Origin of the sequence: Neobacillus vireti, assembly GCF_036962345.1 — a bacterium.
Lineage (GTDB): Bacteria > Bacillota > Bacilli > Bacillales > Cytobacillaceae > Neobacillus > Neobacillus vireti_A.
Genome location: NZ_JBALNB010000015.1, coordinates 84,838 through 107,991, shown reverse-complemented (window position 1 = coordinate 107,991; position 23,154 = coordinate 84,838). Strand labels below are relative to the sequence as shown.

The following is a 23,154-nucleotide window of genomic DNA, read 5'->3' as shown; positions in this document are numbered from 1 at the left end:
ACATTACCTCACTTTTTTTTATACTACTAAGTGTTCCACAGGGAATTAAATTCCATGTATGGTAATAACACTAAATCCAGGATTATTGTTTCCCTGTAATCCCTTTCAAAATCTACTATGTACTAAAATTTTATGAAAATATTTTAATTTGTTTACCAAACAAACTAATTACCTGTATAATATCATTATGGTTAGTTTACGTCAATTAATATGCAGCCATTAAAAACCAATATTTTTTAATCTTATTATATTGAAATTTTCACAAGGAGGTGCTTTATATGGTCACTGGAGACGCGGCATTTATAAAAAAGATAAATCGTTCACACATCATTTCAAAAATCATTGAACACGGGATGATCTCAAGAGCAGACTTAGCAAAAATAACTGGCCTAAATAAAGCTACCATTTCAGTCCAAGTAGCTGACTTATTAGAGGAAGAATTAATTATTGAAACCCAGCAAGAGCATAAGAATTTAGGCAGACGGCCCATCATGCTTTCGATTAACGAACAAGCCGGATACTCTTTAGGGATAGACCTTGATAAAAACAATGTTTCTTTCACATTATGCAATTTAAATGGAACTCCGCTTGAGTCGAAATCATTGAAAATGAACACCACTAATTATGATGTGATCCGTGAGATGTTAATCAAAGAGATTAAGAACTATAAACAGAAATGTTCTAAAGAACGTTATGGACTAATCGGTGTGGTCATTGGAATTCATGGAATTGTGGATAATGATGAAATGATCTATTTTGTCCCTCATCATCAATGGCATAACAAAGTTCTAAAATCTGAGCTTATGAATGAAACCGGTGTCAATGTTTACTTAGAAAATAATGCAAACCTCTGCTCTTTTGCCGAGATTGTCTATAAACATTATCAAAGCAAGAACTTATTATCGGTTAGTTTATATTCAGGAATCGGTCTAGGAATCATGGTAAATGGTAAATTACTAAAAGGGTTTGACGGCTTTGCGGGTGAGATTGGTCATATGATTGTCGTTCCCGACGGGCGTCCTTGCAGGTGCGGAAATTTAGGCTGTTGGGAACAATATGCCTCTGAGTCAAGTTTTATCAAACAATTAGCTGAGAGACAAAATAAGGAAGAGATCACTTATGAGGAGATCCACCATTGGCTCAAAACGAAAGACCCCATCACCACCACACTAATGGCAGAATATATAAAGTTCTTGTCAGTAGGTCTTAATAATATTATTAACCTTTATAACCCAGAGATTCTAGTAATTAATAGTGAATTATTGCAAATGTATCCGGACGCTTTAATAGAAATAAATACGCATCTGACCTCTACTGTTGGTCATTATCGGAAGCTGCTAATTTCTGATTTCGGCAAAAAGGCATGCAGCCGCGGCGCTTGTGCATTGGCCATCAAGAGGTTTTTAGATGTTTCTGAGTTAAGTTTGACTCAATGAATATTTCAATTTGAATACGGATAAGCAACTAGAAATAGCTCCTGATAAGGACTATTTCTTTCCTTTTTTTGGGCCGGAATTTGAAAACGAGAGAAAATCAGAGAAAAAAGGCGAATGAGTGAGATAATAAGGGGTGATCTACGCTTTCACCAACATTGTTCTCGTTTTCACGGTCATTGTTTACGTTTTCAGCAACATTGTTAAAATTCTCCTAATCCTCCATAATAAAGGTATCAAATCACTAGGAGGAAATGAACATGAAAAAATTATGGCAAACGATTATCGAGACAATTGAATGGGTTAACTACCTTCCACAAGAAAACCATAAACAAAAAGAAACCAATTCACACAAGTAAAAAGTGAATTGGTTTTTTTCATAAAAAAACCCCAGCATTCGCCAGGGTTCCAAATTTCTTCTTTTTTAAACGGCAGCAGATTGATCCTTATTTCCTTTTGCTTTCATTTCTGCAATACCAGATTGAATGTTTTCCATTTGTTTTCTATCTAGTTTATAGAATTTCATTGCTGTTATTGATACGACCAAACATAGTGCTGGTAAACCGAATGCTACTAATAACGTCATCGCAAACAATGGTGATGTTAAAGCTTCCCCAACCTCAGGGAATTTTTCCTTGTAACCAATGATACCTACCATAACACCAACGATGGTTGGAGCTAATGATGAAACAAGCTGATCAATGAATGAGAAAATCGTGCCCATCATTCCAGGTACATAACGGCCTGATTTATGTGTTTCATAGTCTGAAACATCAGCAATCATTGGTACAACAAGCGTTGTTGGAATTCCTGAGAAGCCAACAGCTAAGGAATATAACACTAAGAATAGTATCGTAGTCATTCCAATATTAGAGAGTGAAATGGCTGCAGGATCAATGAGTAAGAATAGGGCAATCAATGCCAAGTAAGATAGCATTCCAATCCAGGCTGATGTAACATAAGATTTCTTTAAACCTGTCTTCCTTGCAATTCCAACTACTAAGAAAGTAATCAACAATGTTGGTACCAATGTAATGAGTCCGATTTTACCGCTTAATGCATAATCCCCTAGCAAAATACCAAACAACATAACTCCGACTACAGAATAGCGAGCTATACTAGTTGCTAGTTTATCAAAAGACGCCGATAGAGAAAGTAATTGTAATGGTCTGTTTCCTTTAATAACACCCCAATATTCACGAAGTGTAGTTTGTGTTCCTTCTTCTGCTAATCCATAGTATTCTTTCTTATCTTTTGACCAAATACCTACGATTGCTAGTACCGCAAATACTGCTGATAGAATAAGTCCATAGGTATTTAATTCTGTAAACAACCCGAGATTAAAGCCACCGTGTTTTGCCATCAAAGTAGAAGAAACCCAAATTTGTCCGCCAGTGAAAAGTGCTGCATTATAGACTCCATCAAAAATTGCATATAGTGGACGCTGCTTTGGATCATTAGTCAAAACTGTTTGTGCTGCCTTTGTAACACTTGTTTGTAATGAATAACCAATTTTGTTTACAATTAACATGGCTGTAAAGAAAAGAAATTGTGCAGACGCTGGTAAATGATGTGTCACATTATAGATAATGAGTATTGTACCTGCGGAAATGATATTACCTATAACAATTAGCGGCGTAAACTTACCAAATTTCCCCTCTGTTTTATCAATGATATAGCCAATCGCCGGATCGATAATTCCATCAAATAACCGCGCCGCCATTAATAACGAACTTACCACCATTACGGCGAGGCCAGCTATTCCTGTTGCATAATAAGTAACAAAACCTAATACAAACAAATGGAGGTTTGTTGAAGTATTATTTAGTGTAAACAAACCAATTTGCCATAATTTCGCTGTGTTGTATTGATTCCCTTTATCCACTTTTACATTTGACATGATTTCGCCCCCTTGAAGTTAAACGCTTTCATTTTGTTGAATATTAGAAAAACTTTCCCCACTTACCCCTATTTAATCAAAAACTTAATTCACAACCAATACTTCTACTTACCTGCTCTTTCGATTGGAAACCCTTTCATTTAAATTCTAAAAAAATCTCCAACCTTTTAAACTGTTTTCTTTAATAGAAAATATTATTCTATTTCATAATTAGTTTAATAAACTAATTATGAATAAAGGATAACATCTACATTTATCACTGTCAATAGATTGTCACATTTCAATAAATTATTTTCTTAGAATAGTAATTTTTTATTGACACCACTTCATGTAACCCCTTAGTAGATTACTCGAAATATTACAAAAATTTATAACCCGCTAATCCCCTGATTCCAATCAACATCACCAATTAAACAATAACTTTTACTTAACCTCTCTCTTCTTTGAAACCCCTTTCATAAACAGTTAAATAAATATTTAATTACATGTAAACTATTATTCTATTTTTTAATTAGTTTAATAAACTAATTATTAAACATATAGTAACATCTCTGCAATATACAGTCAATAAGTTTTTAATTTTTTGAAAATTATGTTGATAGTATAGCTTTTTTCGTATAAAAATACCTAAAAAGGCGATATACGAACCAAATTTCCCCATGCAAAAAAGAATCGAAACTTTATTCTTTTACCATATTAAAAACAAACAGATTACCCTAGCTCTCTTAAGTGATTAGCAGAGAGTCTTTTAGACAATCAAATGGATCGCGCCCATACATATCATCCTACTCTACTAAGAAGTGGTGCTGGTTCGCAATATTCAGCTGACAATATATTACAGCTGGCAGCTATTTCTTTATCAGTTTGCATATTGTCATTATATTGCACCAAGATACATTAATCATTCTCTAGTCCTGCTTTATAATTCTAATTTTTTGTCTCATATTGTTTTCATTTAAAAATACAAAAACCACTTCACAAAAATATAATGTGGAAAGGTTTATTTATATCAAAAAAATCCCTTTGAATTTCTTTTACTATCTTTCAACAACGCAAAAGGCAGTGGACACCCACTGCCTTTTCTATTTCAATTAATTAAAACCAGTCAGCAAACCCTAGTTTTCTTAAGTGGTTAGCTGAAACTTCCAGGCATTCGAATGGGTCACGTCCGTAGGTATCGTCTTGTTCTACCAAGAAATACTGTGCACCACTCTCAAGTCCCGCTTCCATGATTGCTTTGAGATCAAGGTTTCCTTCACCAAGTTCAGCAAATTGAATTGTATTCGTGAATCTGTCAAAGAATTTAGCCATATCTTTCTGGAAGTCAATATCACTTAAATCCATTTGTCCAATTCGATAATCTTTCAAGTGTAAGAGTGAAATACGACCGGCGTATCCTTTAACAAATTCCACAGGATTTACGCCTGCTCTTTGAATCCAGTGAACATCTAATTCAAACCCAAGCTTGGTGGTGTTATTTTTAATGATATCTAATAAATATTCACCATCAAATTTTTGGAATTCTAAGTGATGTGTATGGTAATACAATTCAATTCCATGTTCTGCTAATCTGTGAGCCATCTCTTCGGCTTTGGAAATAAAATCCATAATTTTATCTTTATTCCCCATAGCCATTAACGGCATCATGCCAATTCGCAAATAATTACAATCAAGTGTTTTGCAATCGTTTACGATTTTTTCAAAATCACTTGTCAATGTCTCACCAGGCATTCCAGGAAGCATTGGCTCTACAGCAGCAGACATTGCCGCAATTTTAATATCAAAATCTGCACTCGCCCTTTTTATCTCCGCTACGTTCTCAGCCGTCATTGGGATTTGAGATACTTCAACAGCGTGATAACCAAGCTCACTAACCTTTTTCATTGTCTCATAGGCACCTAGTTCTTCGACTTTGCCTTTAAGCATCATCATTTGAACGCCGATTTTTCCCTTTTTCATTTAAATACCTCCATTTGTATTGATTGTTTTTTCTCTGATGACAAGTGAATTGCATCAATGATCGCAATGGACGCCAGCGCGTCTTTTGCATGGATATAGTCTTCAGTGTTTTCGGTAATAGCGGAATAGAATTGATTAATGGTTTTTGCATGACTTGCCCCATAATAATGTTTTGAACCTGGCAGCTTTGCGTCTTCCATCAACTCTTCCTTTTCCCCTGCTTCATTCACTCTTGTCAGAATGCTATCTTTAATGATGAACCTTTCTTTTTCAAAAAGAACCTCAAGTTCAACACTAGAATTATCTGCATTTGCATTGGTAGCGAAGAATAATCCCTTAGCACCATTTTTAAACTGGATACGGGCAGAAGCTGTATCTTCCACTTCAATGTTATAATCCAATAATTGATCTACTGAGCCTCTGATTGACTCAATTTCACCGCCAGCCAACTGCATGAGGTCTAACGTATGCAGTGCTTGATTGATCATCACTCCACCGCCGGCATATTTCCACTGCCCGCGCCACGGCTGGACGTCATAGTATTGTTTTGGTCTAAACCATGCAACGAGACCCTTAACCCCTTTAATAGGGCCATATTCATTAGTGCTGATGATTTCTTGAAGTTTTTCAAATGATTCATTATTGCGATTTTGCAAGCAGACACCAATCTTAACGTCCTTAGACTCTTCCTCTAGTTTCACTAGAGCCAGCCCTTCATCACTGTTCAGGCCCAATGGTTTCTCTAGAAAAACATGAACACCTTTTTCCACACAAGCCTCGGTAACAGGGTAGTGCAGATAATGAGGCAGACAGATATGAACACAATCTAAGTCCTCGTTTTCTAGCATTATTTCATAGTCACTGTAAAAATTTGCTCCTGGTACTGAATTTGATAATGATTCATTATTATCACAGACAGCCACCAACTTAGCATTTGGGTTTGCTTTTATTGCTGGAATATGGATGTGTGAAATGGTTCCCAACCCTATAACTGCCACCTTCAGCATCTGCTTCTCCCCTTTTTTGAAACAAACTCGGAAGCGCATTAGCGCTCCGAGTTCGTTTCATGTGTATGATTACTTTCTAACCGGATATTTGCCTTCTTCTGCAATTCGTTTATTTAATTCTTCTAGGAATAAATCTTCATCAAATGGTACTTCGATTTCCTTGCCTAACCAGCTTGATAGGTGCATAGCATTTGCAAGTCTAACACCATTAATACCGTCGCTGCCTGGAGCTAATAGTGGTGTACCATTGACAATCGCAGAAGCAAAGTCCTCTAATACATCAGCGTGCTGTTTGCCCCAAACGCTTTCGAACTCAATTACTTCTTCAGTGAATATATCTCCAGCACCGCCGCCCATAAACAGCTTCATAACATCTGACATATCCATGGAATTGCTCATTTCATTCTCAGATTGTTTCAGGCGCTTGATGGTGATCTTCTTACTGTCATCAACCACGATTTTTCCTTTATCGCCATGGATTTCTAAACGGTCTGTCCCTACTACATCGTGTGTCTTCGTTACAAATACACCAGTAGCACCGTTACCATAATCAAATACTGCCGTTACGTCGTCTTCAACCGCAATATCTCTTTGATAGCCAAAGTTTAATTTTGCATAAACCTTTTTCGGCATGCCGCAAATCCATTGAAGCAAGTCAATTTGGTGTGGCGCTTGGTTTACAAGGACACCGCCGCCTTCTCCGCCCCAAGTTGCTCTCCATTCACTTTGATTGTAGTACCCTTGAGGTCTCCACCAGGTAGTAATAATCCAGTTGGTACTGCGAAGGCTGCCAATCTCACCATTATCAATAAGTTCTTTTAGTTTTTTATAAAGTGGATTTGTACGCTGGTTAAAGAAGATTGCAAACTTAAGTTCAGGCTTTGTTGCTGCAAAATCGTTTAACTCTTTCACTTGTTTTGTATAAACACCAGCTGGTTTTTCCACTAATGCATGAAGGTTTCGTTTTAATGCTTCAATTCCCATTTCCGGATGGAGGTAGTGCGGAACAGTTGTAACGACCGCATCTACGTCACCACTTTCAAGCATATCAATATAATTATCATAGAAAGGAACACCAGGATACTTCTCTTCTGCTACTTGTTTTTTAGCAGGATCATTATCACAGATCGCACCAATCACCATATTTTTAACTTTGCCTTCAGTAATCAAATTAGCGTACATACCACCTTCTGCACCTAATCCAATAATCCCTAATCTTACATCTGCCATAATTAAATTCCCTCGCTTTCAATTTTGTTAAGAATTTCTAATAATGCCTCATATTGAAGCTTGTAGCCGCCGGCACCATCCAGCCCTTTGTCGTCCTTAATAATCTCAGTTGCATCCTCAAGCTCTAAATCTTTTAAAGAGTCAAAAAGCACAAGGTGTGGCTCAAGAGTTAAAAAGCCTTTGTAGCCGCTCTTAATAAACTGAGCTAGTAGTTCAGGTATTTTACCCTCACCCGTTCCACAGACAACGTTTTGACTGTCTGATGTTACAGCATCCTTTATGTGTATATAAACAATCTCATCTTTTAAGAGATCGTAACACTCCTGTGTATCCTCACCGCACTGAACGAAATTCGCAAAGTCGAAAATTCCTTTAAAATACGGAGAGCCAACCTCTGTCAAAATCTCATGACAGCGTCTAGCGATATCACCAAAGATATCCTTTTCATTTTCATGCAGCAAAATTACATTGTATTTTTCTGCAATTGCAGCAAATTCCTTTAACTTACTGACAACTTGACTGCGATATTGATCTGCATCCTCACCCTTAGGAATATAGAAGCTGAAAATACGCATATATTTACAATCGAGCAAGTTGCTGATTTGGCAAAGCGTGTCCAACATAAGTTTTTGCTTTGCAAATCCTTCTTCATCATTAATGAAGACCTTTCCGATTGGCGAACCAATGGAAGAAACACCAATTCCTGCTTTTTGCAGTCTTGGCTGAACATTTTCTTTAATTTCATCGACAGTAAAATCACCAATATTCTTCCCATCAATGCCGCGTAACGAAATATATTTCATACCTAAGTTTGATACCACCTCAAGCTGGGTATCAAAATCAGATGAAATTTCATCTGAAAATCCTGAAATCATTAAATCTTGATTCATGTAAACGAATTCCTCCTATATTAAGGGGCTGCCGGTTGTGAGTTTATTTTTTCGATACTTGGAAGGGGTTAACCCTACTTTTTCCTTAAAGTACCGGCTGAAATGGGCGAGACTTTCAAAACCCGAAGAAGACGATACTTCAGCTATACTAAGGTCTGGTTCCATTTCTAATAGGTACTTAACTTGGTTTAATCTGCAGCCCATTACATATTCCATTACAGTAAAACCCGTAACTTCCTTAAAGACATGCGAAACATAATATTTGCTTAAATTAAGTTCAGACGAAATACGATCTAAACTAATTTTCTCCTTAAAGTGGTCTCTTATCCAGGAAGCAATTGCCTCTGCATGTAATTCTTTTTCTGTTTTCTTATTAGTAACCTGCGCTAAGTCCTGCTGGCTCATTTTATAAATACATAAGAGGAGCTGAATCAGTTCAAGCTTCACCTCAGCTTCTAATAGTTCATTCTTTTTTCCCGTACGCTGAAGCTCTTCATCGATTTCCGATAAAAGACCCGAAATCTTTTTCATCTGCCTGTCCACATATTGGCCATTTTCATCATAGCGTGTACGTAGAAGCGGATTATTCAGTTTCTTAAACGGATCTAGCAAATTGGGTAATCCGAGTGTGGATATCAAATCAGACAGCCATGTTGGTGAAAAATGAAGCGCACTTCTTGTATAAGTACTCTCGCTCCCAGGGTTGGCTTTATGCAGGGTCATGCCATCTAAAAGAATAATATCACCGGGCACTAATTCATAGATCCGATTGTTAATTAAATACTTGCAATCACCACCGCCGAAGAAATAAATCTCATACTCGTGATGTGAGTGAAACTGGAAAACATAGGAATGCACTCCCTGCATTCGATAACTTGCATAAATCCATTCATCTAATACTTTTCTTTTATAAGGCAGGTTGAATAAATTTTCCACAGCCCTCACGCCTTCCTTAAGCGTTATTAAGCTTACTTATATTTTACCCCTGCATGATAAAAAAAGCATTCACTGAAACTGCTTTCATTTTTGAAGTTTTTGACTGGTATTGCTTTTAGAATTGTTATTCCAGCAAAAAAAGAGACAAAACCGGCCATTTCCCTGGCAGTTTTGTCTCATATTTAGAAAAGAGGAAATCTTATTCCATCCAATTTGTATGGAATACGCCTTCTTTATCAACGCGTTGATACGTATGTGCACCGAAGTAGTCACGTTGTGCTTGTAAAAGATTTGCAGGTAACGTTTCTGTACGGTAGCTGTCATAATAAGCAATTGCACTTGCAAAGGATGGAACTGGAATTCCACGTTCAATTGCTACCGCAAGAACTTGACGCAATGGCTGTTGATAATTTTCAACGATTTCTTTGAAGTAAGGATCTAATAATAAGTTTCTTAATTCAGGATCGCGATCATATGCGTCTTTAATTTTTTGTAAGAATTGTGCACGAATGATACAACCGCCGCGGAAAATCATCGCGATATCGCCGTAACGAAGATTCCAATCGTATTCTTCAGACGCAGCACGCATTTGCGCAAATCCTTGAGCATAAGAAACAAGTTTGCTCATATATAAAGCTTTACGAACAGCTTCAATTAGTTCTTCTTTGTTGCCATCAAAAGCCTTAACTTCAGGTCCATTAAGAACCTTACTTGCCTTAACACGCTCATCCTTCAAAGCAGAAATAAAGCGGGCAAATACTGATTCTGTGATAATTGGAAGTGGAACACCTAAGTCTAAAGCATTTTGGCTTGTCCATTTTCCTGTTCCCTTTTGACCAGCAGTATCGAGGATTAGGTCAACCATTGGTTTACCTGTTTCTTCATCAACTTTTGTAAAGATATCTGCCGTAATTTCAATTAAATAGCTGTCTAGTTCGCCTTTATTCCATTCAGCAAAAACCTCATGAAGCTCTTTCGCTTCTAATCCAAGAACATTCTTTAGAATAAAATAAGCTTCACAAATTAATTGCATATCACCATATTCAATTCCGTTATGGACCATTTTCACATAATGACCTGCGCCGTTTGGACCAATATACGTACAGCAAGGGTCGCCCTCTACTTTTGCAGAAATGGCTTCTAAGATCGGTTTAACAAGATTATATGCTTCTTCTTTACCGCCTGGCATGATAGAAGGACCTTTTAATGCGCCTTCCTCTCCGCCTGAAACGCCTGTTCCAATGAAATGGAATCCTGCAGTTTCTAATTCTTTATTACGTCTGATTGTATCTTGGAAGAAAGTATTTCCGCCGTCGATCAGGATATCACCTTCTTCAAGAAATGGTTTTAAAGAATCAATCGTAGCGTCTGTTGCAGTACCAGCTTTAACCATTAATAAAATTTTGCGGGGCTTTTCTAATGAATTAACGAATTCTTCTACCGTTTTAGCACCGACAAAGTTTTTTCCTTCTGCCTCATTCTTTAAAAACTCTTCTGTTTTTTCATAAGAACGGTTAAAAACAGCGACAGAATACCCTCTGCTTTCAATATTTAACGCAAGGTTCTTACCCATTACGGCCAAACCTACTACACCGATTTGTTGTTTAGACATTTGATAATCCCTCTTTCTTTTAGTCAAAATTCAGTAACTCACGCCATCCATAATACCGATTAAATGTGAGAACATCAAATAATTCGATAATTTTTTCTACTTCTGATGTAGAGCATAAGATATAGCTCTCAACATTAGCTTGCTCAAAATAAAAACATTTAAATCCTATGTAAGAAAGCAGGTGAGCCCTAAAAAAGGGCCCTCCCTCTGCCTAATTAACGCTCCAAGAAATACTTTTCTGCGTTATTGTAACCAATGTTTCTAACCATTTGTTCGAGGTATTCCCAATCATCTGGCGCTAATCCTCTTTCTACCCAGTCACCTAAAATATTGCAAAGGATACGACGGAAGTATTCATGGCGTGCATAAGATAAGAAGCTGCGAGAATCTGTTAACATTCCAATAAAGTGGCTCAAGAGTCCTACATTCGCAAGATCCTTCATTTGTCTTTCCATTCCATCAATATGGTCATTAAACCACCAGCCGGAACCGAATTGAATCTTACCTGGAACGCCTTCTTCATAGAAGTTACCCATCATTCCAGCAAGTACAGGATTATCCTTAGAATTCAGGTTAAACAATACTGTTCTTGGTAATGCATTCTGCTGTTCTAACGCATCAAGGAATCGGGACAAACCTAGAGCAAAATTAGATTCACCGACAGAATCAAAGCCAGTGTCTGGACCAATTAGCTCTTTCATTCTTGTATTGTTGTTTCTAATTGCACCCATATGAAGCTGCATAACCCATTGTTTTCCGGCATACATTTTTCCAAGCTTCGTTAATAAGAAGCAGCGGTATGCATTGATTTCATTGTCGGAAAGCTGGTCTCCGTTCAATCCCTTATTGAAGATTCTTTCCGCTTCTTCTTGCGGTGTTTCTACATATACTTCTAATTTTTGAATATCATGATCGGATGCTCGGCCGCCATTTTCATGGAAGTAATCAACCCGTTGCTGTAGCGCGTTCAAGAAACCTTCTAACGTGTCAGCTTTAATCCCAGAAACTTGCCCTAATTTTTCAATCCAGGTTGCAAAGGTAGGACGCTCAATAAAAAGAGCTCCATCTGGACGGAAGGTAGGTGCAATGATTGGAGTAAAGGATTCATCATTTTTCAATAATTTATGATATTCCAATGTAGAAATTGGATCATCCGTTGTTCCAATAAACTTCACGTTTGAACGATTAATAAATGCTCTTGCAGTGAAATCACTTGTTTTAAGCTTTTCATTACATTCATCGTAGATTTCTCGTGCTGTAGCTGGGCTCAGCCTTTTTTCAATCCCGAAATACATTTTTAATTCCATGTGCGTCCAATGATAAAGTGGATTTCCAATTAAATTTGGTACAGTTTCAGCCCATGCTGAGAACTTCTCCCAATCACTAGCATCACCGGTTATGTATCTCTCACCAATACCATTCATACGCATAGTACGCCATTTGTAATGGTCGCCGCCCAGCCATAATTGAGTAATATTTTCGTAAGACTTATTTTCCCATACTTCTTGAGGGTCAAGGTGGCAGTGGAAATCAAAAATCGGTAATCCCTCTACTGCATTTTCATATAACCTAACGGCAGTTTCTGTATCTAGCAAGAAGTCTTTGTCTAAAAAGTTTTTCATTTTAAATCCTCCTTCTATTTTAGTATTTCACTGAAAACCCTTACAAATCATAAAAATTAATTTTATCTTTTCTTAATTTGTTTAGTAAACAAATTAATGATATTTTTAACTTATCATGTTTATTTTGTTAAGTCAATTGACATTTTATGAATTAATTAAAAAGTAACAAGACCCTAAGAGAATTACCTGTTATAATATTGATATAGGAAAGCGTTTACTTAGAAATGGGGGAAATAAATGATTACCGGTGATGCGGCATATATAAAAAAAATCAATCGCTCGATTATTCTTAAAGAAATTGTTAAAGAGGGTTTAATATCTAGAGCCGATATATCGAAGGTTACAGCCCTTACCCGAGCGACCATCTCGGCACAGGTAGCTGATTTAATTGATGAAGGTCTTATTATAGAAAAACAACTTGATCACTTTACAGTTGGCAGGAAGCCAATCATGCTTTCCTTAAATTGTGATATCGGGTTTGCGATTGGCATAGACCTTGATTACGATCATATATCTTTTACTGTTTCTGACCTTAAGGGTACTCCGGTCCGCTCTACTAGAACGGAAATCGATACGGACGACTATTCTGAAATAGTAAAAATCCTAATTAATCAAATTGAAGAATATAAAGCAGAATTCGCTGAAAGTCGTTATGGGATTATCGGGATTGTGATTGCCATTCATGGTCTAGTCGGAAAAGATGAAGTGATTCACTATATTCCACGACTAAAATGGAATAATATTCCATTAAAAACAGACCTTGAAAGACAAGTTGGAATCAACGTATACCTCGAAAACAATGCGAATTTGAGTGCATTTGCTGAACGAGTATTTGTTCATCACGAAACAGATAATTTATTGTCCGCCACTCTCTACTCAGGAATCGGACTCGGAATGATGATGAATAATGACTTTTTCCGTGGTCATGATGGCTTTTCCGGTGAGATTGGGCATATGATTGTTGTTCCAAAAGGTAAACCATGCAATTGTGGAAACAAAGGCTGCTGGGAGAAATACTCCTCCGAGTCCAGTATTTTTGAATATCTGTCCAAAAAAAGACAAATAAAGAATTTAACCTATCAACACATCCAAGAATGGCTGGATGAAGGTGATGAAGAAGTTCATGCCTTAATGGAAGAATTTATTTTTTACTTATCTATAGGGTTAAATAATATGATTAATATGTACAACCCAGATGTGCTTGTATTAGATAGTGAGCTCCTGCGGATGTATCCGAATGCACTTGAAAAAATAAAGGAAAATCTTCATTCATCTATTAGTCATTATCGGGAATTATTGATCTCTTCTATTGGAAAAAAATCATGTGAACTTGGTGCCTGCGCTCTTGCTATCAAGCATTTCTTAGGTGTTCCAATGTTAAATTTACCACTTGAGAATCAAGAAAACTGAAACCGTTTTCCACCAAAACCCCTCTCAATTATAATTGAAAGGGGTTTTTCGTAAAGAAGAAAAGTTGTTAAGCCCCAGCTTAACAACCTTTCCTTCTAAATAATTAAGCTTTTCTATTTTTAGCTAAATCAATTGCAAGTTGTTCCGTACGATTTTTGTTTAGTGGGTATAGGAAGACGATTATTAGGAAAACAGCGCCTAGTGTAAGTGCAGGTACTAAAGTTGCAAGTGTATGAATTCCTTGCAGCGTTTCAGCTGATTGTGCTTCGGCACCAGCATGGTAACCAACTGCCGCAATCGCTGCACCCCCGACACCTCCGGCAACAGCTTGACCAATCTTACGTGCCATTGAATAAATTGAATAAACAGTACCATCTTCCCTGAGACCTGTTAAATACTCGTGATAATCGATCACGTCTGTAACAAACGCCCAAACTACAAGGTTAAAAACTCCATAACCAAACATCGCAACTGTTAATACACCGATAAATTGCGTTGCTGTTAAATTCGGAAGGAAATATAGAACTCCGTATACAAGCGCCGCGACTAATAATCCACCGGAAGCCACTTCTTTTTTACCAAATTTCTTAACCAATGGTTGAATAAATGGCATGGCGATAAATACCGCAACCGCTTGAAGAAGCCCCACCATACTCAATGCTTTAGCATTAGCGAAATAGTCCTTAAATAAGTACACGTTTACCGTACCAATTAACATAAAGACAACCATGAATGCCAATGCAGCTACAAGGAACACCATTAACGGTTTGTTTTTCGTAAGCCCCTTCATGGTTTGGCCAAAATTGACCTTTTGTTTATTGGTTTCATCTAAGACAACACGTTCAACAGATAATTTATAACAAGCCAAGTAACAAGCAATCGCAAGACCACCGAAAATTAATGCTGCAATAATGAAGCGAGTCGCATCCGGTTTATTATTCACAAATAAAATAATCGGTCCAACTACGTTAATAATTAAACCTGCTAATTGCCCACCCAAAGTTCTCCAGCTAGATAGTGAGGTACGTTCTACTGGATCAGCTGTGATCACTGAAGCCATCGAGCCATAAGGAATATTAACAGTGGAATATAATGTACCCCACAAAATATATGTGACATATGCATAAGCTAGGTAGAACCCTTGAGACATACCGGGTATCTTTACAAACATCAATATACCCATAATTACTACTGGAAATGACATTCTTAAAATCCAGGGTCTAAATTTGCCTTGTGCAGTTGTTTTTCTAGTATCTATAAAACGTCCCCATGTTACATCAGCAAATGCATCCCAAAGACGAGCGACTGTAAATAATAGTCCGACATGAGCAGGATTAATATGAAAAATATCCGTATAGAAAACCATCAAGAAAGCGGCCGCTAGAGTAAAGAAGAAATCGTTTCCAAAGTCACCAAACAAGTACCCTAATTTATCCTTGAAACCAAATGGACGTACTGTTTTCCCACCTGATTGTGGGGTTTCTTCTTTCTTTTGCAATGCTTGAACCATTTTCTTTCCCTCCCAATAAATAACCTAAAATGTCATTAACACTATTTTGTGTAACCCCTTACTTAAATACTCTTAACAAAAGTCTTAGATCACGTAAACGTTTACTGAATCTATTAATTTGTTTAGTAAACTAACAAATTAATTGCATAATTTAGGATATACCCATTTTTATTATTCGTCAATAATTTTGTTTGCGTTTTCTTGTGTTTACAGTTCCTGATTTTGAAATTTAAAGTTCATTTAGGAACATTAGAAAGATCGTCAGCAACTTCCGGTCTTCGTCCAAGTAACCTCAATCCCCTTTGTAAAAATAGAATATAAAAAAGGAAGCAAACAGTGTTTACTTCCTCTAGCTTCAAATAAAATTTATTTTCTTCTTGCAGCTAAATCAAGCGCAAGCTGCTCCGTACGTTTTTTGTTTAATGGATATAGGAATACAAGCAACAGGAACACAATACCAAGTGTAATGGCAGGCACTAAAGTTGCAAGTGAATGAATTCCTTGCAGAGTTTCGGCTGATTGTGCTTCGACACCTGCAGTGTAACCTACTGCTGCAATCGCTGCACCACCAACACCACCGGCTACTGCTTGACCGACTTTACGAGCCATTGAGTAAATAGAGTAAACGGTTCCGTCTTCACGAAGTCCAGTTAAATACTCATGGTAATCAATAATGTCTGTTACGAAAGCCCAAATGACAAGGTTGAAAATTCCATAACCAAACATACCAACTGTTAAAACTGCGATAAATTGCGTTGCTGTTAAGTTTGGAAGGAAATATAAAACTGTATATATAATTGCTGCAAGTAAGATACCGCCTGAAGCCACTTCTTTTTTACCAAATTTTGAAACTAACGGTTTTACCAGCGGCATACCAACAAATACTGCTACTGATTGAAGAAGACCAACCATACTTAATGCTTTAGCATTTACGAAGAAATCTTTAAATAAATACACGTTTACAGTACCAATTAACATGAAGCAAATCATGAATAATAAAGAAAGAACAAGGAAAATAATAAGTGGCTTGTTTTTACCAAGACCTTTTACAGTTTGACCAAAGTTTGCTTTTGGTTTATTTGTTTCATCCATTACAATACGTTCAACAGATAATTTATAGCATGCCATATAACAAGCGATTGCAAGAATACCGAAAATAATTGCGCCTAAAAGGAATCGATTTGCATCTGCTTTATTGTCAACAAACAAAATCATTGGTCCTACCACATTAATGATTAACCCGGCTAAGTTCCCCCCTAATGTTCTCCAGCTAGATAATGCCGTACGTTCAACAGGATCACCTGTGATGACAGAAGCCATCGAGCCATAAGGAATATTAACAGTAGAATATAATGTTCCCCAAATAATATAGGTTACATATGCATACGCAAGGTAAAATCCATGAGACATACCTGGAATATGAACAAACATTAATATACCAGTAATGACAAGCGGGAATGACATTCTAAAGATCCAAGGTCTGAACTTTCCATTCTTTCCTGCTTTCCTTGTATCGATGAAACGGCCCCATGTAATGTCAGCAAATGCGTCCCATAAACGTGCGATTAGAAATAGACCACCAACAGCAGCTGGATTAAGACCATATACATCCGTGTAATAAACCATAAGGAACGATGCAACTAGAACAAAGAAGAAATCGTTTCCAAAGTCACCAAATAAATAACCTAGTTTATCTTTTATCCCAAAAGGATGAACTGCTTTCCCACCTGATTGTGAGGAATCTACTTTCTTTTGTAATGCTTGAGCCATTGTTAACCCTCCCATAAAATCATTCTAAAATAATAATAATGAATTAAAACCCTTACATAATTTCGAATTGCTATGTTGCTTATTTTGTGTAACTCTTTACTAAAATACACAAAAACAAATATTGTCATCTAGAGATTGGTTGGTGATTGCAATTAATTAGTTTAATAAACTAACAAATTCTGTGTACTTAGAATATACCTTTATTAATTATTCGTCAATAATTTTTGTAAGCGGTTAGCGTGGAAATGTTTTCTGTTTTTGGAAATTGCCGAGGAGACAAATAAGTTTTAAGCAACTTCCGGTTTTAGCCTAATAACCTTTGATCCTCTATAAGCAAAAAAGGGATTTTTAGATAGAAAAAGGCAGCAAACGGTGTTTGCTGCCTTTTTGATAAAATTTAGTTTTATTGTGCTTTTCTTCTAGCTGCTAAATCTATTGCAAGTTGTTCAGTACGTTTTTTGTTTAATGGATACAGGAATACAATCATTAAGAATATAACAGTAAGTATTACTGCTGGTACTAATGTAGCAAGTGCATGAATTCCTTGTAAAGTTTCAGCTGATTGTGTTTCAGCACCTGCAGTGTAACCTACTGCTGCAATCGCTGCACCACCAACACCACCAGCAACTGCCTGTCCAATTTTACGAGCCATTGAGTAGATAGAGTAAACGGTTCCATCTTCACGTAGTCCTGTTAAATACTCATGGTAATCAATGATGTCTGTAACGAAAGCCCAAATCACTAGGTTGAAAATTCCATAACCAAACATACCAACTGTTAAAACTGCGATAAATTGTGTTGCTGTTAAGTTAGGTAAGAAATATAAAACCGCATATACAATTGCTGCAAGTAAGAGACCAGCTGAAGCCACTTCTTTTTTACCATATTTTGAAACTAACGGTTTTATCATTGGCATACCAACAAATACTGCTACTGATTGAAGAAGACCAACCATACTTAATGCTTTAGCGTTTCCAAAGAAATCTTTAAATAAATACACGTTTACAGTACCAATTAACATAAAGCAAACCAAGAACAGTAAAGAAAGAGTAAGGAACACAATGAGTGGTCTGTTTTTACCAAGACCTTTTACCGTTTTGCCAAAGTTCGCTTTTGGTTTATTTGTTTCATCTATTACAATACGTTCAACAGATAATTTATAGCATGCCATATAACAAGCGATTGCAAGAACACCAAAAATGATAGCGCCTAAAAGGAATCGATTTGCATCTGCTTTATTGTCAACAAACAAAATCATTGGTCCAACCACGTTAATGATTAAGCCTGCTAAGTTACCACCCATTGTTCTCCAGCTTGACAAAGCAGTTCGCTCAACAGGATCAGCTGTGATTACAGAAGCCATAGAGCCATAAGGAATATTAACAGTAGAATATAATGTTCCCCAAATAATATAAGTTACATATGCATAAGCAAGGTAAAATCCATCAGACATTCCTGGAATATGAACAAACATTAATACACCAGTAATAACAAGTGGAAATGACATTCTAAAAATCCATGGTCTGAACTTCCCATTCTTTCCTGCTTTCCTTGTATCGATGAAGCGGCCCCATGTAATGTCAGCAACTGCATCCCATAAACGTGCGATTAGGAATAGACCACCGACAGCAGCTGGATTAAGACCATATACATCGGTGTAATAAACCATAAGGAACGCTGCAACTAGAATAAAGAAGAAATCGTTACCAAAATCACCAAATAAATATCCTAACTTATCTCTCATTCCAAATGGACGAACTGCTTTCCCACCTGATTGTGAGGAATCTGCTTTCTTTTGTAATGCTTGAGCCATTGTTAACCCTCCCGTAAAATCTTTCTAAAATAATAAATTAAAACCCTTACATAATTAATAATTCAAATTGTTCCTTTGTCCCTTATTTTGTAACCCTTTACTAAAATACTTATAAATCATTTCATCTCGAGAATGTACAATTAATTTGTTTAATGAACTAACAAATTATCTGTAAACATAGAATATCACCCTCGACATTATTCGTCAACAACTTTTTGTAAACGTTTTTTTAATTATTTTTTTGTCTAATAAAATACGGCATTAATAGATAATTAACAATTCAAAGTTTTCGATGTATGATTAAATGGTGGAAAGAATGGCAGGCTGCAATGCCCCATCATAAATTCACCATTATGTAGTAATGGAAAGGGGAGAATGGAAAAATGCTTCAACGTCCTACGAAAAATGAGTATCCTGTTTATTATGTACCTTATGTAGATCTAGTTCCTGAAGCTGATTTAGTTCAGCTGCTGCAAGAGAATCTCCAAAAGACGATCACACTTTTTGAAGGCATTTCAGAAGAGGTTAGTTTACATCGATATGCTCCAGGAAAGTGGAGTATTAAAGAAGTGTTAGGGCATATTTCCGATACAGAAAGAATTATGAGCTACCGGCTATTACGTGTGGGTCGCGGGGATCAAACACCTCTAGCAGGATTTAATGAAAGCGACTATGTCCAAGCAGCACAAACAAATAACCTGCCATTGAAAACCATCCTGGAAGACTTCAAAGCAGTTAGAAACGCAACCATCACCCTAATTCAGAACCTGCCAGATGAAGCATGGGAAAACAAAGGCAACGCAAATGAAACAGAAATCACCACAAGAGCCATCGCCTACATCCTAGCCGGTCACCAAATGCACCACTGCAAGATTGTGGAAGATAGATATTTATAATTTCATGTAGTTTGGTGCCTGTCACCGTGGTGTGTCACCGCAGTGACACCCCCCGGTGACAGGCACTGCTCGTGGACACTGTCCACCTCAGGTGGACAGTGTATTGTTAACGCACTTAAATCAGAAAAAAAGGTAGAAATCCCAAATATCTTAGGGCTTCTACCTTTTTTTGATCTATAGTAGTATTCCTTGAGTTCTCATCATTCTTATGAGTGACCGTCCCTTCCCCTTTTTGTGGGTTTCGGGCTCTCATCCCTCTTATGAATGACTGCTCTTTTTCATTTTGCAGGTTCCCAGTATAATTATCCCAATCTAGATCGTGTGGCTGCTGGCTGGTATTTTCTCATCGGGCCATTTTCGAGTACTTCTTGTAGATACAGGTTTCCATTGGGACTGGTTTTTCTGAGTAAGTCCATGAGGTATGTAATATCATCAAGTGCCCTATGTGTTTGATGGTTTGTGATTTGGTGCGCTTGTAAAAGGGTTAAGAGTTTACCATTAGGGAAACCATAATTCTTCCATTTGACCCCTCTCATTGTACAGTACCACTTTAAATCATTTACTTCTGGGTACATATGATAAAGAAAGCTTCTGTCAAAAGAGGCATTGTGTGCAAAGACAGTATCAGCACGATGGAAATAGGTCTTAATCTTTCCATCTAAGAAACTCTTCCCTTCTACTAATTCATAGGGAATTCCATGAATTTGGTACGCACGGTCATAGTTTCTTCTAGCAGTACTGGAAAGTGGTTCTCTTAAAAAAGATTCTTCTTCGATAATCTCTTGAATTTCTCCTGTATCGGCTCTATAAGAAAACAATTTCACTGCAAGTTCAATTACTTCATCCGTAGTCGGGCCCAGCCCGGTTGTTTCAACGTCCAAAACTAAGCCAAACTTATCAAGTTTACTCATATATCTTCATTCCTTTTAATCTAAATCTTAATATTACTATCATTATAACATCATTATTCATAAAGAAGACTTGCCAATTTAGCAAGTCACTTGAGATTTGTAGTTTGGGTTAACGGATATCTGCGTTAAAGTGATTATATCTGCGGTAAACCATATATCATGATATCCATTACAGCCGAAAACGACCCCTAGCTATTACGCATCCCCTTAATAAATGCTTTAATGATTACCTCTAAACTCACATTTAAATCCAAATCCATCTTAAATCCACCGCGCTGTTCTAATGCAGAAAAGCCGTGTAGGATGCTCCTCAACCCTCTAACTGCATGTAAAGCATGATCGCCATCTAATTCGTATGCCTGCAATACACGAACAGATAGTTCAACCACCTTAGCACCTGCCTGTTGCACATCTCTATCCTCCATATCAGGTGCCATTAAGGTTGCTTCATATATACCCGGATGTTTCCGGGCGAAATTCACATAGGCTGTACTAACTGCCAGTAATGCCTCATCTCCAGACACGCCAATAGCAGCTGTGGCTAATTTTTCATAAAGACGATTTATTCCATAAATGGCCATTTTTTTTCGTAAGCCTCCAAGACCATCAAAATGGTTATATAACGAAGGAGGCCGAATTCCAAGTTTTTTCGCCAGATTTGCCAATGTAACTTCCTGAATCCCAAAAACATCGGCAATCTCCCCCGCCGCTTCTAGAATTTCATTTATTTCTAATCCTACTTTAGGTCTTGGTGACATTGATCAAAACTCCTTAGTTTAATTTCTTCTCAAGACTGCGAATTGCCTGCTCCATTACTCCAGTTGGATTCTTCACTAGTTCCCCATGTCCCACTGCGAGAAGATCTGGCTTATAGTCAGCTAATTTCCTTGCACTTTCCAACGCAGTTTCTTTACTCCAAGTTCCAAACGCTGGAAAAGGAAACCATGGCTTAACATCCCCAGCAACTGCAATACCACCTCGTGTTTGAAAAGCATCCCCTGCGATCAACGCATGTGTACGGGTATCATAAAAAGACATCGATCCAGGTGTGTGTCCAGGTGTTTCAATGGCTGCTAATGATCCAACAAGATCCCCTTCCTTCAATAGTACATTCGCTCTCGTTTTCAATTTTTTTGGAACTCCGCCTTTTATCGGGGTTTGAGGTTCATGCTGATCTAAGGAAAGGTCACCATTCATAATTCTATTATCCCTAACAGAAATATAAACAGGCACATTTGGCAGCTTCTCTTTTATCCTATCTAGTGCACCAACATGATCCTCATGTGCATGCGTTAATATAATTTTAGTGATTGGCTTTTCAATGATTTCAGCCGCCTTACATATACCGTCCATACTAAAGGGCAGTGCAGCGTCAATCAGGGTTAGTTCTTTCTCTTCCTCCACCAAATAGCAATTAACAGGAAAAAAATTCGGCAAAAATGTGACTTGATATAAATATCCATTCTTGATCACTTTCATTGCGGCCATCCCCCTTAACTAATATCATTAGTTTAATATTAACTAATGATATTAGTTTTGTCAATCCCTTCCGTGTTCGCAATTTGTTCACAACTTTTTTACAGATATGTGAATCAATGAACAATCTACACTGAACTCGAGATTAATTTGATATATTAGCAGTGTAATAAATATTAAAAACGTAATTAACAAGGAGATGGCTTAAAAATGTTTATGAACTTTTTAAGAGAAAATAAAATTGCGGCTGGAATCTTAACAGTCTTACGTTTATATCTTGGTTATGCTTGGTTCACTGCAGGGCTAGGGAAATTACAAAGCGGTGCATTTGACGCTTCTGGCTTCCTGAAGAATGCTGTAGCAAATCCAGTTAAAGGTCCAGATGGCAACATGGTTTACGGCTGGTATGTAAACTTTCTAGAAAGCTTTGCGTTACCGAACATTGATGTCTTCAACTTAATCGTTCCTTGGGGCGAAACATTAATTGGTTTAGGCCTTATGCTTGGATGTTTAACAACAGCTGCAATGTTCTTTGGATTGGTAATGAACTTCTCTTTCTTCTTAGCAGGCACAGTATCTCATAACCCAACGGATATATTCTTAGGATTTATAATCTTAACTGCAGGATTTAATGCTGGTCGTATCGGTCTTGATCACTGGGTCGTTCCATTTCTTCGTAAGACAATGAGAGCAAACGGTTTGAAAGAAAAAGTAAAATCAGCTGCCTAAAAAAGGTTGTTCAAAAGTTTGACAAAACTTTTCTAACAAAATGTGAACTT

Annotated in this window: 18 protein-coding genes; 4 read left to right on the top strand and 14 right to left on the bottom strand. The window is 37.1% G+C overall.

Annotated features, from left to right (window positions below):
- Positions 1–278: 278 nt before the first annotated feature.
- Entirely contained in the window at positions 279–1,436 is a 1,158-nt protein-coding gene (locus tag V7108_RS18380; protein ID WP_335517602.1) for an ROK family transcriptional regulator, read from the top strand.
- A gap of 421 nt (positions 1,437–1,857) precedes the next feature.
- Here V7108_RS18380 and V7108_RS18375 read toward each other — a convergent pair whose 3' ends face one another.
- From V7108_RS18375 to uxaC, 8 genes are all read right to left on the bottom strand, one after another.
- Positions 1,858–3,333, bottom strand: coding sequence for an MFS transporter (locus V7108_RS18375; RefSeq protein ID WP_335517599.1), 1,476 nt, complete (start codon positions 3,331–3,333; stop codon positions 1,858–1,860).
- Positions 3,334–4,428: 1,095 nt separating this feature from the next.
- The gene (locus V7108_RS18370; RefSeq protein WP_335569032.1) at positions 4,429–5,292 is read right to left on the bottom strand and encodes a sugar phosphate isomerase/epimerase family protein; all 864 of its coding nucleotides are present in this window, start codon (positions 5,290–5,292) and stop codon (positions 4,429–4,431) included.
- A complete protein-coding gene (locus V7108_RS18365) occupies positions 5,289–6,299 on the bottom strand; it encodes a Gfo/Idh/MocA family protein (protein WP_335569031.1) in 1,011 nt (336 codons plus the stop codon). The genes V7108_RS18370 and V7108_RS18365 overlap by 4 nt, the downstream gene beginning before the upstream one ends.
- Positions 6,300–6,368: 69 nt before the next feature.
- On the bottom strand, positions 6,369–7,529 hold the full coding sequence (locus tag V7108_RS18360) for a Gfo/Idh/MocA family protein (RefSeq protein WP_335569030.1): 1,161 nt from the start codon (positions 7,527–7,529) through the stop codon (positions 6,369–6,371).
- A 2-nt stretch (positions 7,530–7,531) separates the two neighbouring features.
- The gene (locus V7108_RS18355) at positions 7,532–8,419 is read right to left on the bottom strand and encodes a sugar phosphate isomerase/epimerase family protein (protein WP_335519084.1); all 888 of its coding nucleotides are present in this window, start codon (positions 8,417–8,419) and stop codon (positions 7,532–7,534) included.
- Positions 8,420–8,434: 15 nt separating this feature from the next.
- Complete coding sequence (locus tag V7108_RS18350) at positions 8,435–9,355, bottom strand: AraC family transcriptional regulator (protein WP_335569029.1); 921 nt, start codon at positions 9,353–9,355, stop codon at positions 8,435–8,437.
- A 199-nt stretch (positions 9,356–9,554) separates the two neighbouring features.
- On the bottom strand, positions 9,555–10,967 hold the full coding sequence (gndA, locus tag V7108_RS18345) for an NADP-dependent phosphogluconate dehydrogenase (protein ID WP_335569028.1): 1,413 nt from the start codon (positions 10,965–10,967) through the stop codon (positions 9,555–9,557).
- A gap of 215 nt (positions 10,968–11,182) precedes the next feature.
- Positions 11,183–12,589, bottom strand: a complete 1,407-nt coding sequence (uxaC, locus tag V7108_RS18340) for a glucuronate isomerase (RefSeq protein ID WP_335569027.1) — start codon at positions 12,587–12,589, stop codon at positions 11,183–11,185.
- Positions 12,590–12,826: 237 nt separating this feature from the next.
- On the opposite strand from uxaC, the gene V7108_RS18335 reads away from it, so the two are divergent.
- Entirely contained in the window at positions 12,827–13,999 is a 1,173-nt protein-coding gene (locus V7108_RS18335; RefSeq protein WP_335518143.1) for an ROK family transcriptional regulator, read from the top strand.
- Positions 14,000–14,102: 103 nt separating this feature from the next.
- Here the strand turns inward: V7108_RS18335 and V7108_RS18330 are convergent, their stop codons facing one another.
- The 3 genes from V7108_RS18330 to V7108_RS18320 form a co-directional block, all read right to left on the bottom strand.
- On the bottom strand, positions 14,103–15,509 hold the full coding sequence (locus V7108_RS18330; RefSeq protein ID WP_335569026.1) for an MFS transporter: 1,407 nt from the start codon (positions 15,507–15,509) through the stop codon (positions 14,103–14,105).
- A 366-nt stretch (positions 15,510–15,875) separates the two neighbouring features.
- A complete protein-coding gene (locus V7108_RS18325; protein ID WP_335518137.1) occupies positions 15,876–17,279 on the bottom strand; it encodes an MFS transporter in 1,404 nt (467 codons plus the stop codon).
- 403 nt (positions 17,280–17,682) lie between these two features.
- Positions 17,683–19,092, bottom strand: coding sequence for an MFS transporter (locus tag V7108_RS18320; RefSeq protein ID WP_335569025.1), 1,410 nt, complete (start codon positions 19,090–19,092; stop codon positions 17,683–17,685).
- Positions 19,093–19,475: 383 nt separating this feature from the next.
- On the opposite strand from V7108_RS18320, the gene V7108_RS18315 reads away from it, so the two are divergent.
- Complete coding sequence (locus tag V7108_RS18315; RefSeq protein ID WP_335511180.1) at positions 19,476–19,988, top strand: DinB family protein; 513 nt, start codon at positions 19,476–19,478, stop codon at positions 19,986–19,988.
- A gap of 302 nt (positions 19,989–20,290) precedes the next feature.
- On the opposite strand, the gene V7108_RS18310 is transcribed toward V7108_RS18315, so the two are convergent.
- The 3 genes from V7108_RS18310 to V7108_RS18300 form a co-directional block, all read right to left on the bottom strand.
- Positions 20,291–20,899: an exonuclease domain-containing protein gene (locus V7108_RS18310; RefSeq protein ID WP_335569024.1), complete on the bottom strand. Its 609-nt coding sequence runs from the start codon at positions 20,897–20,899 to the stop codon at positions 20,291–20,293.
- A gap of 188 nt (positions 20,900–21,087) precedes the next feature.
- Complete coding sequence (locus V7108_RS18305) at positions 21,088–21,657, bottom strand: TetR/AcrR family transcriptional regulator (protein WP_335569023.1); 570 nt, start codon at positions 21,655–21,657, stop codon at positions 21,088–21,090.
- Positions 21,658–21,670: 13 nt separating this feature from the next.
- Positions 21,671–22,378: an MBL fold metallo-hydrolase gene (locus V7108_RS18300; protein ID WP_335569022.1), complete on the bottom strand. Its 708-nt coding sequence runs from the start codon at positions 22,376–22,378 to the stop codon at positions 21,671–21,673.
- A gap of 207 nt (positions 22,379–22,585) precedes the next feature.
- Between V7108_RS18300 and V7108_RS18295 the strand changes: the two genes are divergently transcribed.
- Positions 22,586–23,104, top strand: a complete 519-nt coding sequence (locus tag V7108_RS18295) for a DoxX family protein (RefSeq protein ID WP_335569021.1) — start codon at positions 22,586–22,588, stop codon at positions 23,102–23,104.
- Positions 23,105–23,154 lie beyond the last annotated feature (50 nt).

Coding starts and splice junctions, on each gene's coding strand:
- V7108_RS18380 (WP_335517602.1), top strand. CDS start 279: ATGGTCACTGGAGACGCGGCATTTATAAAAAAGATAAATCGTTCACAC.
- V7108_RS18375 (WP_335517599.1), bottom strand. CDS start 3,333: ATGTCAAATGTAAAAGTGGATAAAGGGAATCAATACAACACAGCGAAA.
- V7108_RS18370 (WP_335569032.1), bottom strand. CDS start 5,292: ATGAAAAAGGGAAAAATCGGCGTTCAAATGATGATGCTTAAAGGCAAA.
- V7108_RS18365 (WP_335569031.1), bottom strand. CDS start 6,299: ATGCTGAAGGTGGCAGTTATAGGGTTGGGAACCATTTCACACATCCAT.
- V7108_RS18360 (WP_335569030.1), bottom strand. CDS start 7,529: ATGGCAGATGTAAGATTAGGGATTATTGGATTAGGTGCAGAAGGTGGT.
- V7108_RS18355 (WP_335519084.1), bottom strand. CDS start 8,419: ATGAATCAAGATTTAATGATTTCAGGATTTTCAGATGAAATTTCATCT.
- gndA (WP_335569028.1), bottom strand. CDS start 10,967: ATGTCTAAACAACAAATCGGTGTAGTAGGTTTGGCCGTAATGGGTAAG.
- uxaC (WP_335569027.1), bottom strand. CDS start 12,589: ATGAAAAACTTTTTAGACAAAGACTTCTTGCTAGATACAGAAACTGCC.
- V7108_RS18335 (WP_335518143.1), top strand. CDS start 12,827: ATGATTACCGGTGATGCGGCATATATAAAAAAAATCAATCGCTCGATT.
- V7108_RS18330 (WP_335569026.1), bottom strand. CDS start 15,509: ATGGTTCAAGCATTGCAAAAGAAAGAAGAAACCCCACAATCAGGTGGG.
- V7108_RS18325 (WP_335518137.1), bottom strand. CDS start 17,279: ATGGCTCAAGCATTACAAAAGAAAGTAGATTCCTCACAATCAGGTGGG.
- V7108_RS18320 (WP_335569025.1), bottom strand. CDS start 19,092: ATGGCTCAAGCATTACAAAAGAAAGCAGATTCCTCACAATCAGGTGGG.
- V7108_RS18315 (WP_335511180.1), top strand. CDS start 19,476: ATGCTTCAACGTCCTACGAAAAATGAGTATCCTGTTTATTATGTACCT.
- V7108_RS18310 (WP_335569024.1), bottom strand. CDS start 20,899: ATGAGTAAACTTGATAAGTTTGGCTTAGTTTTGGACGTTGAAACAACC.
- V7108_RS18305 (WP_335569023.1), bottom strand. CDS start 21,657: ATGTCACCAAGACCTAAAGTAGGATTAGAAATAAATGAAATTCTAGAA.
- V7108_RS18300 (WP_335569022.1), bottom strand. CDS start 22,378: ATGAAAGTGATCAAGAATGGATATTTATATCAAGTCACATTTTTGCCG.
- V7108_RS18295 (WP_335569021.1), top strand. CDS start 22,586: ATGTTTATGAACTTTTTAAGAGAAAATAAAATTGCGGCTGGAATCTTA.